Here is a 14667-nt window from a genome sequence, read left to right as displayed (position 1 = left end):
AAATCCAAAAATCATTTATGCAAGCATAAAATCAATTTGGGAGAGCTCGTTCGACTTGCATGTATTAGGCACGCCGCCAGCGTTCGTCCTGAGCCAGGATCAAACTCTCATCTTAAGATGAAAAGCTTAACTTAGCTCTTCTGAATAAATTGTTATTTTATAAGCGAATTGACTTCGCAATGTTTAATTCTTACAAACTTCGTTGTAAGATTCCTTACACATCATCGATTATCAATCTTGTTCAGTTTTCAAAGATCTACCAATTTGTCTTTTCTGACGACCTATTAAGTATAGCAAAGTTGTGAAACATAGTCAACAACTTTTTTATTAACTTGATGAGTCGTTTTCCTTAACGACAACAATAAATATTATGCCATCTAATGACTATAAAGTCAACATGTTTTTATATTTATTTTTTTCGTTTTGTTTTTTCAAACAACATTTAATATAGTATCAATTTTGTGGAACATCGTCAACCGATTTTACAAAAAAAGAACTTTAAAAATTGAAATTCAATCTTTAAAGTTCTTTTTAAAATATTTATTTTTCTACAGAGTTGTCTTCTGGTCTCATAGTTGGGAACAATAGAACATCTCTAATTGATTCTGCATCAGTTAATAACATTACAAGACGGTCAATACCGATACCTAATCCACCAGTTGGTGGCATACCGTATTCAAGAGCTTCAACATAGTCTAAGTCAACAGGTTGAGCTTCATCGTTACCGTTTGCTTTTTCTGCAGCTTGTGCTTCAAATCTTTCTTTTTGATCGATTGGATCGTTTAATTCAGAGAAGGCATTAGCGTATTCCATTCCTTCTACATACAATTCAAAACGATCAGTAAAACGCCCATCTTCTGCATTCTTCTTAGCCAATGGAGAAATTTCTACCGGATGACCGTAGATGAATGTTGGGTTGGTAATCTTAGGTTGTACTTTTTCTTCGAAGAATTCGTTAATGATGTGTCCAACAGTCCAGAAGTCTTGGTATTGAATGTGATGTTTATCAGCAAGTTTTCTTGCTTCTTCTAAACTCATTTCTTGCCAGAAATCGATTCCAGTTTCTGCTTTAATTGCATCTACCATGTGTAATCTTTCAAATGGCTTGTTGAAGTCTACTTCATCCCCTCGGTATGAAATAATTCCATTATCAGTAACTACTTTAGCAGCTGCCTTAAAGATACCTTCTGTTTCATCCATAACATCATGGAAGTCGAAGTATGCAATGTATGATTCTAGTTCAGTAAATTCTGGGTTGTGGTTTTGGTCCATCCCTTCATTTCTAAATACTCTACCAATTTCGTATACTCTTTCCATTCCACCAACGATTAGTCGTTTTAAGTGAAGTTCTAGCGCAATACGTAGGTATAAATCAATGTTCAATGCATTGTGGTGAGTAATAAATGGACGTGCACTAGCACCACCAGCTTGGTTATGTAGCACTGGTGTTTCTACTTCTGTACAATCCATTTCGTTGTCTAGATAATTTCTAATTGCTGAAATTATCTTGCTACGTTTTTGGAAACGGTCAAAACTATCTTGGTTAGAGATTAGATCCAAGTATCTTTGACGGTATTTTTGTTCTTTATTTTGTAGTCCATGGTATTTATCAGGTAATGGACGAAGTGCTTTTGATAAGAAAGTAACGTGAGTGGCTTTAACTGTTAGTTCACCCATGTCAGTCTTAATTAAGTCCCCTTCAATTCCTAAATGATCACCTAAATCGGCACGTTTGAAGAAGTGATAGTTATCTTCTCCAACTTCATCTTTTCTTACGTAAAGTTGAATTCTACCAGTACGGTCTTGTAGATCACCGAAACCTACCTTACCTTTACCACGTTTAGCAACCATACGTCCTGCAATAACTACTTTAATATCTTTTTCTTCAAGCTCTTCTTTTGAGCAATCCTTGTAGTTATCGTGTAATTGTTTAGCTAAATGAGTACGTTCAAAACGGCTACCAAATGGATCTACGCCTTCTTCTCGTAATTCATTCATCTTTTGGCGACGAACTCGCAATTGGTCATTCATTTGCTTTTCTTGTGCCACAGTAAAACCTCCATCAGAATAAATTATTATATCTATTTACATAATACCATAAAATATATCAAAAAATTAGATTTCACTTAAATCTGCATTTTTTGCTTGTCTTTTATGTGTTTTTTCAACAAATTCGTCGAAAATATCAATCATTTCTTGTTCTGTTTCTGCATTGTTTAGTGCTACCTTAGCTCTAGCAGAATGTGAAATTCCCTTTAGGTAATATGCAGCTTGGCCCCTAAATTCACGAGGACCTGTAAAGTCACCTTTAACCCCTACTAAACGGTGTAGATGTTCCTTAGCAGTTTCGATTCTTTCATCCACTGAAGGTTCTTCTAAAAGTTCACCAGTTTCTAAGTAGTGTCTAGTTTGTTCTAGCATCCATGGATTCCCTTCTGCTGCACGACCAATCATAACAGCATCAGCTCCAACTTCGTCTAACATCTTCTTAGCTTCTTGTGGTGTTCTAACATCCCCATTACCCATGAAAGGAATAGTTAATGCATCAGCAACTTGTTTTAAAACGTTCCAATCAGCATCCCCGGTGTACATTTGTTTTCTAGTACGACCATGCATAGCAATTGCAGATGCTCCCGCTTTTTCTGCCATCAAAGCATTTTGGACAGCATAAACGTGGTCTTCATCCCAACCAGTTCTCATCTTAACAGTAACTGGCTTTTTAACAGCATCAGTAACGTATGAAACCATTTCATATACCTTGTTTGGATCTAGTAACCACTTTGAACCTGAATCAGATCTAATTACCTTGTTTACTGGACAACCCATGTTGATATCAATAATATCTGCTTCAGTTTCTTGATCGATAAACTTCGCACCTTCAACTAAAGTTTCCTTAGTTCCACCAAAGATTTGAATACTCATTGGATGTTCCTTAGGGTCAATATCTAACATACTTAAGGTCTTCTTGTTTTTGTGCATTAGTCCACGGTCTGAAATCATTTCACAGACTACTAGACCGGCACCAGATTCTTTACAAATCATTCTAAAAGCAGTGTTTGTTACCCCAGCCATTGGCGCAACAACTACTTGATTAGGAATCTTAACGTCTCCTATTTTCCATTCCATTTTATTCACCTCTATTAAACACATCTAATATGATAAATATAATATCACACTAATTAATAAACTACCTAACTTCAATTATTCATCTTTGTTACTACTTAAAAGCGCTCTTAAATCGTCTTCAGTATAATTATATTCACTTTGACAGAAATTACATAATACTTTTGCACCATGATCTTCATCAATCATCGCTTGAATTTCATCATCGTTAATTCCTGAAATACGTTCAGCAAATTTTTCTTTTGAACAATCACATCTAAATTCAACTGGCATGTTTTGTAAAATATCGATGTTATCTTCACCGAAAATTAATTTTAAAATATCTTCTGGTTTTTGTTTAGATAGGAATAATTCAGAAATCATCGGAATTGATTTTAATCTTTCTTCCAACTTTGCAATCGCATCTTCGGATGCACCTGGTAATACTTGAATTAAGTATCCACCGGCTGCACCAATCGTACCATCTTCGTTAACATAAACAGAAACACCTACTGCAGATGGAATTTGTTCCGATTGAGCAAGATAGAAAGTAAAGTCATCACCAATTTCTCCTGAAACTAATTGAACGTTACTTACGTATGGTTCATCCCCGCCTAGATTCTTCATTACTTCTAGGCTACCTTGTCCAACAGCTCCACCTACGTCTAATTTATGGTGGGCATTTAATGGTAAATCAACACGTGGGTTATGAATGTATCCTTTAACGTGTCCATTGGCATCCGCATCAATCACGATGCCACCAGCAGGTCCATCCCCTAGAATTTTAACCGTCATAGTTTCTTTACCCTTAAGGACAGAAGTTGATAGTAATAAACTAGCAACCAATGAGCGTCCTAATACGGCAGATGATACTGGCCATGTTTGATGATCCTTTTGAGCTTCACTCACTACACCAGTAGCTTCCATAGCATATGCTCTAAACATTCCGTCTTTAGTTACACTTTTAGTTAAATAATCAGTCAATTTTATTCCTCCTAATCACCTAAAAAAGCGTGAGTCAAATAAATTCAACCCACGCTTTTATTAGTTAGTCTTCATCATTGTTTTCTTGATGTTGGTTTTCTTTTTGTTCTAGTTTTTCTTTGCTTTCTTCAAAAGAAGAATCTTCATTAGTTTCTTCTTCTTCAGGCATTTTACCTGTACGATATAGACTTAAGATTTGCTTTTCGTCTAGAGTTTCGTATTCAAGTAATGCATCAGCAATTGCCTTATGTTGTTCACGGTGTTGTGCAATAATATCATGAGCTTGACCATGAGCTTCATCGATAATGCGTTTGATTTCTTCATCGATGATTGCGGCAGTCTTTTCAGAGTATCTTCTTGCGTATGGGTCATCACTTGGGTTAACCAATTGAACAGTTCCTAGTTTTTCACTCATACCGTATTGAGTAACCATTGAACGAGCTAGATTAGTAGCTTGTTCAAAGTCATTAGAAGCACCTGAATCTAGAGAGTCGAAAACGATTTCTTCAGCAGTTCTACCACCCATTAAACCAGCAAGTTGTTCCATTGCATTCTTCTTTGATAAGAAGTATTGGTCTTCTTTAGGTAGCATAATTGCGTATCCTCCGGCACGTCCACGAGGTACGATAGTTACCTTATGAACGACACGAGCATCGTTTAATACTAAACCAACAATAGCATGTCCTGCTTCGTGGTTCGCAACAATGTTTCTTTCTCTCTTACTTACAGCTTTATCCTTCTTAGCAGGACCAGCGATTACTCTATCTTCAGCTTCATCAAGTTCAGCTGGGCCAATTTCTGACTTATTTCTTCTAGCAGCTAATAATGCAGCTTCGTTTAACAAGTTAGCTAAATCAGCACCAACGAAACCTGGAGTTTGTTGAGCAATTGCATGTAAGTCAACGTTATCAGCGATTGGCTTGTTCTTAGCATGGACCTTAAGAATTGCTTCTCTACCTTTAACGTCTGGATAACTAACAAGCACTTTACGGTCAAAACGACCTGGACGAGTTAAAGCAGGATCCAATACGTCAGCACGGTTAGTAGCAGCAATTACAATTACGCCATCATTACCTGAGAAACCATCCATTTCAACCAATAATTGGTTCAATGTTTGTTCTCTTTCATCATGGCCACCGCCCATACCGTTACCACGTTTTCTACCAACAGCATCAATTTCATCGATGAAAATGATGGCTGGAGAATCTTTCTTAGCTTGTTCAAATAAGTCACGAACACGACTAGCACCAACCCCAACGAACATTTCAACGAAGTCAGAACCAGAGATTGAGTAGAATGGTACACCTGCTTCACCTGAAACAGCTTTAGCTAGTAAAGTTTTACCAGTTCCTGGAGGTCCTTCTAATAGGACACCATGTGGAATTTTAGCTCCTAATTTAGTGAACTTCTTAGGATCTTTTAAAAATTCAACAACTTCAACAAGTTCTTGCTTTTCTTCTTCTTCACCAGCAACATCACTAAATCTAACATCACTCTTAGTTGGCTTAGCTTTTGACTTACCAACACCCATGATGCCACCTTTACTACCGTTCTTACCACCCATTTGGTTCATCATAATAAAGAAGAACACGATGATAATTAACATTGGTAATAACGAGAAGATTAGGTTTGACCAGAATCCACCATCGGTATCTGCACCCTTAGCGCCCATCTTAACGCCGTTCTTCTTAGCATATTCTGTGATTTCATTGATAGTACTATTGTTCTTCAATACCTTAGTCTTGAATGAAGAAACTTTAGTTTCACTCTTAGCACCAGTAAATAAAATGCTGCTGTTAGAATCTGATTTAACGCTTTGTGCTTTTCTGTATTCACCAGTAACTGTGTAAACACCGTCTTCTGGTTGAATTGAGAAGCTCTTAATTTTATTATCTTTTAGTTCTTGAACAAACTGGCTTGATTGTAAATCTTGAGTCTGAGGTTGACCGTTCTTAGATGTTACAAAGAAGGTAACTCCCAAGACTATCAAGAAACAAACAATGTAAAACAAGCTGTTCTTGAATAATCCTTTGTTGTTATTACGCATCAATTGCCTCCTGTGTTTAATGCTTGTCTATGTATTAAAAATCACGTGGTGAGACCGCCACTTTCTTCAATACATTGCACGAAACATATATTATCATTTTTGAAACAAATACTCCATTTATTTGTCTGAATATACTTCTGGCTTTAATACACCCACATATGGAAGATTACGGTACATCCCTTTATAATCTAATCCGTATCCAACAACAAATTCATTTGGTACTTCTAGACCAACATAGTCAGCCTTGGCATCAACAACTCGTCCTTCTGGTTTGTCCATTAAAGTACATACCTTGATTGACTTAGCACCACGTTCAGCTAATAGATCTTCTAGATATTTTAGAGTACGACCAGTATCAATGATATCTTCCATAAAGATAACATCACGGCCTTTCACATCAAGCTCAACATCTTTAACAAGTTCAATTGAACCACTAGATGCTGTTCCTCCGTGATAACTTGAAACATCGATAAAATCAATATCAATGTATACGTCCATTTCTCTTACAACATCAGTCATGAAGAAAATAGCACCCTTTAATACACCTATTACAATTGGCTTTTTACCTTTATAGTCTGAAGTAATTTGTTGTCCTAATCTGCGACAAGCATCTTGAATATCTTCTTTGCTATACAAGGTTTTTAGAATGTCGTTGTTCATTAGCTGCTCCTTCCACATCGTTATTATTTAATTATTAATACATATTTTTGCTTCTGTACATCCGCGCTAAAAACTGATTCACGATAACCTAGGATAGCTAATATTTTCCCACTACTGTCTACCAATGTTTGGGACTGCTTTCGATCTTTAATCGGTACTTTGCCGTTAATAAATACGCGCTTAGCCATCTGATGTCCACCATCTTTTAGCGTCACTTTATCATCGTTTTTGGTGGGCTGTACAGTGATTGGAAACTGTTCATCGCTCAGATAAATAGTTGCCTCTCGTTTGTTTAATTCGTCATGGTAGTCTGATTTATCAGTAAGCATCCACTTAAAATGATTACCTGAATACCATTGATTCAATGTTACCACAAAACACTCATTTTTTAATCCTGATATTTGCTTTTTAACTATTTTTTCGACAAAAAAATAATTATATTGCTTTTTTATGACAAAATTATGTGCTAATTGAACCTGACCTTGTGGTTTAGTTCGGTTATTGAGTAACTGCATAACTTGTTTGATTAGTGATAAATTAAATTGATTAGGAACATTTTCATTTAAAATCAAATCAATTATCCCTTGTTGAATATACTCTGGATAACTTAAAAATTGATTTAAATCGTATCTTTTTTCATCATCAATTTGTTTGATGATTTGCTTAATTAAATACTCATTTTGCTTTTGCATCAATTCTACTTGATCAGCAAAATCTGCAATATGGGCGACTCCTTGCGGATTTTCTTTTTCAATTAGTGGTATTAGTTGATGTCGCATCCGATTTCTAGTAATTGCTAAATCTTGATTGGTCTCATCTTCATACCATATAATTGCATTATCCAAAGCGTATTGTTTTAATTCTTGCTTTTTAAAATGTAGTAATGGTCGCACTAATTGATAACCATGAAAGTCTCTTACTGATTTAATCCCGCTTAAATGATTGATAAACGTACCACGGATTAATCGCATCAACACCGTTTCACTTTGATCATTTTCATGATGCGCAGTGATTAAGATATCCCCATGATATTTCTTCAACACTTCTAAAAAGAAGTCGTATCTAAACTTACGAGCAGCTTCTTCGACGCCATTTTGTGGATGATTTTCTATATCCCAATGAGCTACCTTAAGTGTTAATCCATGATTATCACAAAAAGTTTTTACATATTGTTCTTCTTCATCACTAACTTCTCTCAACTGATGATTAACGTGGGCGACCACAATCTGTGGTTTATTCTCGGCTGGTAAATTCATCATTAGATTCAATAGACTCATTGAATCCACCCCAGCTGATACTCCGATTACAACGGTTTGTTTGGGCGTAAACCAATTTTTATTTTTCACATACAAGTTAAAGCGCTGTTGCAATTTTTCTGGTTTTACCATCCCAAACTCATCCCCTTTTATATTTTTAGGTAAAAATAAAATGATTAAGGTTTCCCCCAATCATTTTTTATGATTAGCTACGACGACCGCCACGGCCTCCGCGCTTACCTTCTGTATTCTTCTTGATTGTTGCTAAACGACTTTCACTTTCCTTTAGGAAACTATCCATTAAGTCATCGAAATTAGCTTTATTATTTTTATGGTTGTCATTGTGATGACGATTATCGCCAAACTTACCATGAGTTGAACGATTATTTGCCATCTTATTAGGTTGTGCTGCTGGTTTTTCTTTTGGTGCTGGTTTATCAGTAGCTTGTCTGATTGATAGTGCAATCTTACCATCATCACCTACGCTTAAAACCTTAACCTTAACGTCGTCGCCAACCTTTAATACATCTTTAATTTCTTTGATATAGCCATCAGAAATTTCACTAATGTGAACCAATCCTGTTTTGTGTTCGCCTAGATCAACAAAAGCACCAAAATTAGTGATTCCTGATACTTTGCCGGAAACTTTTGCTCCAACTTCAATTGCCATAAAAAAAATGTTCCTCCTAGAAATGATTAGTAATTTAAGTATAGCACCATTTAAATGATAATTGTATAAAAAAAATGGTATTTTTTCATACCATTTTAATTTTGGGTTACATCTTTTGAAACATCCCCAGGAAGGCTATATACCGTTTCTCCTGGCTTAGTGTAGTAGTATCTTTCACGAATGATTTTTTGGATGTAATCATTATCATGTAACTGCTTAATATTTTCTTTTAGCTTTTTGTTATCAACTTTACTCTTCTTTAGTTCTTGTTGAGACTGTACTTGCTGTTCAGACATGCTGTTTACCTTTTGTTTCGTTGTAATAATTTGAAACGCCAACACAGCAAATACTAAGAGGAATGATGACACTAGGATAATTCCACGTTTTTTTCTACTTTTTAGAATTTCTTTGTGTCTAGACTGCTTCATTCTAGTGTATTGATTATCTAGATGATGAACATTATTGACAGCCATATCGATTCCTCCTCTCAAATTACTATTTATTAGTATAATTGATTCCTTAAAAAAATAAACAAATAATTAGCTTTTTTAATGTAAATTTAATTATTCTTCAGAAAAGTCACGTTCATACTTTTCATCCAAGACAGTATACATTCTATCTGCATCTGCCTTTTTAGTAGTTTCAAACAGTTGGTTTACTTGAACCGTTAAAGTTTTATTACCAAATTTAATCACCAAGATGTCGTTAGAGACAACGTTTGATGATGATTTAGCAACACGGTCATTAACTGTGATTCTACCTTGATCAGCAATATCTTTTGCTACTGTTCTTCTTTTAATGATTCTTGAAATTTTCAAAAATTTATCTAATCTCATTCTTTAATCCCCACTTATCTATAAACTTATTTATTACTGGGACTGACTGCCATTCTTGATAAGTTAATAATTTCATCTTGATTGCTAGTCCACCAAATACTGCGGCACCAACTGGGATAAATAATACTAACCAGATGATGGCTTGTAATCTTCTACTACGGATAAATACGTATTGGCCTAAGAATTGCATTAATACTAATTCAATTACCAACATCACAATCGCCATGATGGCTAATTTAAACATAAATAACCATTTTTGTTCGATATTAACAATTGTCTTTGGAGCAAATTTAACGGTAAACATTAGCATAATCAATAAACTAACCACCGTTGAAATACTTGCTCCGATAATTCCCATATAGATTACCATCGTCTGAGTGATTAATAACTTCACTGTTAAACCAATTATAATCGATATAATCGTAACCTTAAAATGATTTGCACTCTGCAAAATACTACTATAGATGGTAATCATCGTAGTTAAAATCACACTAATCATGAAAATACTAATTGTTGTATTCTGTTGAACACTGTTAAACAATAAGCGATTAATCAGCGGCATTAGGCTAATCATCCCTACAGCCACACCAACAGTTAAAAACATACTAACGCGTAGCATTTCAGATGCCAAATGATGAAATGATTTAAGTTTCTTTTTTCTGTATGCCAAACTTAATGACGGCAAGATTGCAGAAGCAAATGATGTCGCAATCACTAAACCTAATTGAACTAATGGTTGGCCACGATCATAAATTCCTTTAACAACCTGTGAATCTAACATCGATAATCCATTCATAATTAATCCTTTGCGGACCGTGAATGAATCAATTAACTGCATTAGTACCATCAAAGATGACAGTAAACAAATGGTTCCACCTTCAAATACCATTCGTTTGAATAATACTCGATATGATAGCACTTTGATTTTCGGTAATCGTTTAATATCTTTAACGTAGTATTTAACCAGGATTGCGACTGAAAATAATTCAGATAAAGGTGTGGCAATCATCGCATAAGTTCCAATTGTATATGGATCAATGCCGTGATGAACCCCAACGTACGCTGCTAAAATAATTAAACCGACTCGAATAATTTGTTCAATCACTTGTGAGTATGCCGTTGGTTTCATCACTAAAGTAGCCTGAAAGTATCCTCGCAAACAAGCAAGAATTGGCATCATTAAGAACATCCAACTAACTGCACGAATTAGACTATCTAATCGAATGTCGCCCATCATTGCCGCAATGGATGTGGCTTTCAATTGTGCAACCAAAAAGACGACTACCCCAAAGACGGCCAAAATAATAAATATTTGGCGCAGTAGTCCTTTTTGCTGTTCGATTGAGTCTTGTTCAGATATCACTTGTGAAATCAGCATTGGCATACCACTTAACGCAAACACCATTCCAATTCCATAGATAGGATAAACCTGTTGGAAAACATAGAAGCCCACATTCCCTACTAGGTTTTGAAATGGCACTCGATAAACGGCACTTAAGACCTTACTGATTAAAGATGCGATTGATAAAATCATCGCACCCTTCATAATAATCGCTAATTTATTTTCATTTTTCATTGTTTAAGTTTCCTGTATGTTCTTTATCTAATGACACGACAAACTTAGTTAATTCAGCTAACCATTCTTGTTCATCCATATTAGGTTGAATAATCAAAGTTATTTGCATTTTATCGTTGGCAGTCCCGACCATTGATCTAAAACTAGTTTGTGCAATGGCTTTTAAGACTTGCTTACTATCATAAAATTCTGTTCCAATTCTCGATAGTGTAATTACAATTTGTTTTGGTACTTGGCGAATCTTTTCAATTAATGAAGCATCCGCATACATTTTAATTCGACTAATCGTTAATAGGTTTTCAACTGCCGTTGGATAATCACCAAAACGGTCGATTAAATCAGATTGTAATTCACGGTATTGATCATCATTTTGCATTTGACGAATACGTTTATACAATTCGATTTTTTGTTGTGAGTCATCAATGTAGTCACTAGGTAGGTAAGCTTCAACATCAACTTCAACGGTAGTATCCACTCGTTGTTCAGCTCTTTTACCACGTTTTGTGGCGACGGCATCCGCTAGCATTTGGGTATACATATCATACCCAACTGAATCGACAAATCCTGATTGTTGCTTTCCTAATAAATTACCGGCACCACGTAATGATAAGTCACGCATCGCAATTTTAAAACCGGATCCCAGTTCAGTGAAATCACGAATTGCTTCCAACCTATTTTCTGATACTTCGGTTAGTACCTTATTTGGTTTATACATAAAGTAAGCATAGGCAACTCGATTGGAACGGCCAATTCTTCCACGAATTTGATACAACTGAGATAATCCCATGTGGTCAGCATCCTCTACGAATAATGTATTCGCGTTCGGAATATCAACTCCGGTTTCAATAATCGTAGTAGTTACTAAGACATCATATTCACCATTCACAAAATCATACAAAATTGTTTCTAATTGGTTTTCGGTCATTTGACCATGAATATAACCAATTCGTGCATCTGGTACCAAGGATTGTAGCTTCATCACCGTTTCTTCAATATCTGAAACACGATTATGCATGAAGAAGACTTGTCCACCACGATGCATTTCACGGGTGATTCCTTCACGAATTGCTCCGGCGTTTTCTTCCATTACATAAGTTTGAATTGGATAACGGTTTGCTGGTGGGGTTTCGATAACTGATAAATCACGCACTCCCATCATCGACATATTCAATGTTCTAGGAATTGGTGTTGCAGTTAGGGTTAAAACGTCAACATTGGAACGAAGTTGCTTAATCTTTTCCTTGTGTTTAACCCCAAAACGTTGTTCTTCATCAACCATTAATAGTCCTAAATCAGCGAATTTAATATCATCTGATAATAAACGATGCGTTCCAACAACGATATCAATTGAACCATCCAATAAACCTGCTTTAGTTTCTTCGACTTGTTTTTTAGTTCTAAATCTTGAAAGCACCGCTACTGAGACTGGGAATCCTTCAAAACGATTGACCATTGTTTCATAGTGTTGTTGAGCTAAAACAGTTGTCGGTACTAAAAAGGCAACTTGTTTTCCTGCTTCGACTGCTTTAAATGCAGCGTGCAAGGCAACCTCTGTCTTTCCATAACCAACATCCCCAACTAATAGTCGATCCATCGGATGTGGTTGTTGCATATCACGTTTAATTTCTTCTGAACTCTTCACTTGATCAGGTGTTGGTTGATATGGAAACGCTGCTTCGAATTCTTCTTGGTATTCATCGTCTTCAGGGAAAGCATAGCCTTGTTGGTTAGAACGTTTAGCATAAAGTTCAATCAAGTCATCGGCAATATCTTCAATCTTGCCTTGAACTTTTGACTTCGTCTTTTGCCATTCACTTCCACCCAATTTATTAACTCTCGGATGCTTATCTTCGGATGAAACATATTTTTGAATTAAGTTTAATTGCGTAACCGGAATAAACAACTTGGCATTATTTTGATAAGCAATGGTCATGTAGTCTTGGTGCTTACCATCGACTTCCATTGTTTTCATACCTTCATACTTACCAATCCCATGGTTAGCATGAACAACGTAATCACCCGGTTTTAAATCGGTATAACTCTTAATTCTTTCGGCATTAGAGAAGGTTTGACGACGGGCTCTTTTTTTATGCACGGTCGTAAACATTTCTGATTCAGTAATTACCGCTAATTGTTTGATTGGTAATTCAAAACCATTTTTTAATCGTTCATTAACAACTTGCACTTGGTGTTCTAGAATTTCATCACCGTTAGTTTGCGTTGCCTTAATTTCAAAATCAGCAAGCGTTTGGGTCACCTTTTGCATTCTAGCTTTGTCTTTTACCAAAATAACAACGGTATCATCTTGTCTGTGCCAACGGTCGATTTCAGTCTTCAACAATGGCATTTGACCGAAGAATTTTTGCATTGGACGCACTTTAATATCATTTAACTGGGTGAGTTTTAAGTTTCCTAATCCCTTTTGAAATAATGATAATAAGACTTCTGCTTGCTTAATTTGGTGAAAATGTTCTCTAAAATCAACTGTATATAAATCATTAGCAACGATTTCACCATGTTCAAACTTATCATCCGCCCACGCTTGTTCTTCTTCGACTAATTGTTGATTGTTTTCTAAAATCCGGCTGTAGTCGTCAAATAAGACCACTCCTTCTTGATCTAAATAATCAAAAATCGTGGTTTCGTTATCATAAATTAATTTGGCATACATTAACCAATCAGGAGTGATGACACCTTGTCTCGCATCTGATAGAAGTCCTTCGACTGTATTGGATAGTCGTAATTGTTGTTCTTCATCCGATAATTGAGGTTGACGTTTTGCCAATAAATCAGACAACTTATTAATGGCTTCATCCTTTTGATTGGCAGTTAACACCATATCTGTTGCCGGTAAAATACTAATCGATTCGATATTTTCAACACTTCGTTGGTTGGAAACGTCAAAATAACGTAATGAATCCACTTCAGTATCAAATAAATCAATTCGCACCGGATAATCTGAGTTCAATGGATAAATATCAATAATTGATCCACGGAAAGAAAATTCTCCCGGCGCTGCCACCATTTTTTCTGGGACGTATCCCATTTGATAAAGCTGATTCCGAACTTGATCTAAATCAATATCATCTTCAACTTTAATCGTTAAATTAGCAGCTTTAAAATCATCTACTGATGGCAAAATACGCTTGGTTCCAGAAACAGAAGTCACCACAATTTTAGGTTCATCCCCTAACAACGCCGCCAATGTTTGCACACGAGTAGCCTTATATTCAGGTGAACTAGTAGCAACCTCAGCTGCTAAAACTTCTTCCACTGGAAACTCAATTACATCATCTTCAGCAATAACGTTTTGCAAGTCTTCTACGATATCATCACATCTGGAAAGCGTATCTGTCACGATTAAGATATTCTTTTTAGTTTCATTAAATAAAGCCACAATCATCATTGTCTTAGCTGAACCAGATAATCCGGTCACTAGTTGACGATGCTTCGGCTGTAAATCTTCTACAACTGTTTCAAACTGTGGTAATTGTGTAAAAAATTGACTTAATTCCAAAACCGTTATCCCCTCTGAT

General features: G+C 35.8%; 11 protein-coding genes. All 11 read right to left on the bottom strand.

The annotated features are described in order from the left end of the window. Nucleotides 1-540: 540 nt before the first annotated feature. The 11 genes from lysS to mfd all read right to left on the bottom strand — a co-directional run bounded on the left by lysS (nt 541) and on the right by mfd (nt 14648). Nucleotides 541-2031 (bottom strand): lysine--tRNA ligase, encoded by a 1491-nt coding sequence (gene lysS / locus RZ74_RS01525; protein ID WP_187291389.1) that lies wholly within the window; start codon nt 2029-2031, stop codon nt 541-543. Nucleotides 2032-2115: 84 nt separating this feature from the next. Continuing rightward, nucleotides 2116-3126: a tRNA dihydrouridine synthase DusB gene (dusB, locus tag RZ74_RS01520; RefSeq protein WP_053949697.1), complete on the bottom strand. Its 1011-nt coding sequence runs from the start codon at nt 3124-3126 to the stop codon at nt 2116-2118. Nucleotides 3127-3201: 75 nt separating this feature from the next. Next, entirely contained in the window at nt 3202-4086 is an 885-nt protein-coding gene (hslO, locus tag RZ74_RS01515) for an Hsp33 family molecular chaperone HslO (RefSeq protein ID WP_053949696.1), read from the bottom strand. A gap of 64 nt (nt 4087-4150) precedes the next feature. Further along, nucleotides 4151-6133: an ATP-dependent zinc metalloprotease FtsH gene (ftsH, locus tag RZ74_RS01510; protein ID WP_053949695.1), complete on the bottom strand. Its 1983-nt coding sequence runs from the start codon at nt 6131-6133 to the stop codon at nt 4151-4153. A gap of 117 nt (nt 6134-6250) precedes the next feature. Further along, a complete protein-coding gene (gene hpt, locus RZ74_RS01505; protein WP_053949694.1) occupies nt 6251-6793 on the bottom strand; it encodes a hypoxanthine phosphoribosyltransferase in 543 nt (180 codons plus the stop codon). A gap of 23 nt (nt 6794-6816) precedes the next feature. Next, a complete protein-coding gene (gene tilS / locus RZ74_RS01500) occupies nt 6817-8181 on the bottom strand; it encodes a tRNA lysidine(34) synthetase TilS (RefSeq protein WP_053949693.1) in 1365 nt (454 codons plus the stop codon). 73 nt (nt 8182-8254) lie between these two features. Further along, complete coding sequence (locus tag RZ74_RS01495) at nt 8255-8719, bottom strand: S1 domain-containing RNA-binding protein (protein ID WP_053949692.1); 465 nt, start codon at nt 8717-8719, stop codon at nt 8255-8257. A 95-nt stretch (nt 8720-8814) separates the two neighbouring features. Beyond that, nucleotides 8815-9192, bottom strand: coding sequence for an FtsB family cell division protein (locus RZ74_RS01490; RefSeq protein ID WP_053949691.1), 378 nt, complete (start codon nt 9190-9192; stop codon nt 8815-8817). A gap of 90 nt (nt 9193-9282) precedes the next feature. Next, nucleotides 9283-9555, bottom strand: coding sequence for an RNA-binding S4 domain-containing protein (locus RZ74_RS01485; protein WP_053949690.1), 273 nt, complete (start codon nt 9553-9555; stop codon nt 9283-9285). Next, nucleotides 9542-11131: a putative polysaccharide biosynthesis protein gene (locus RZ74_RS01480; protein WP_053949689.1), complete on the bottom strand. Its 1590-nt coding sequence runs from the start codon at nt 11129-11131 to the stop codon at nt 9542-9544. Before RZ74_RS01480 ends, RZ74_RS01485 begins: the two co-directional genes overlap by 14 nt. Continuing rightward, nucleotides 11121-14648, bottom strand: coding sequence for a transcription-repair coupling factor (mfd, locus tag RZ74_RS01475; RefSeq protein ID WP_053949688.1), 3528 nt, complete (start codon nt 14646-14648; stop codon nt 11121-11123). The genes RZ74_RS01480 and mfd overlap by 11 nt, the downstream gene beginning before the upstream one ends. Nucleotides 14649-14667: the final 19 nt, after the last annotated feature.

This window comes from Apilactobacillus apinorum (assembly GCF_001281175.1).
Classification (GTDB): Bacteria; Bacillota; Bacilli; order Lactobacillales; family Lactobacillaceae; genus Apilactobacillus; species Apilactobacillus apinorum.
Note: the sequence above shows the minus strand (reverse complement) of the source record. Positions and strands in the feature narration are given on the sequence as shown.

Coding starts and splice junctions, on each gene's coding strand:
- lysS (WP_187291389.1), bottom strand. CDS start 2,031: ATGAATGACCAATTGCGAGTTCGTCGCCAAAAGATGAATGAATTACGA.
- dusB (WP_053949697.1), bottom strand. CDS start 3,126: ATGGAATGGAAAATAGGAGACGTTAAGATTCCTAATCAAGTAGTTGTT.
- ftsH (WP_053949695.1), bottom strand. CDS start 6,133: ATGCGTAATAACAACAAAGGATTATTCAAGAACAGCTTGTTTTACATT.
- hpt (WP_053949694.1), bottom strand. CDS start 6,793: ATGAACAACGACATTCTAAAAACCTTGTATAGCAAAGAAGATATTCAA.
- tilS (WP_053949693.1), bottom strand. CDS start 8,181: ATGGTAAAACCAGAAAAATTGCAACAGCGCTTTAACTTGTATGTGAAA.
- RZ74_RS01495 (WP_053949692.1), bottom strand. CDS start 8,719: ATGGCAATTGAAGTTGGAGCAAAAGTTTCCGGCAAAGTATCAGGAATC.
- RZ74_RS01490 (WP_053949691.1), bottom strand. CDS start 9,192: ATGGCTGTCAATAATGTTCATCATCTAGATAATCAATACACTAGAATG.
- RZ74_RS01485 (WP_053949690.1), bottom strand. CDS start 9,555: ATGAGATTAGATAAATTTTTGAAAATTTCAAGAATCATTAAAAGAAGA.
- RZ74_RS01480 (WP_053949689.1), bottom strand. CDS start 11,131: ATGAAAAATGAAAATAAATTAGCGATTATTATGAAGGGTGCGATGATT.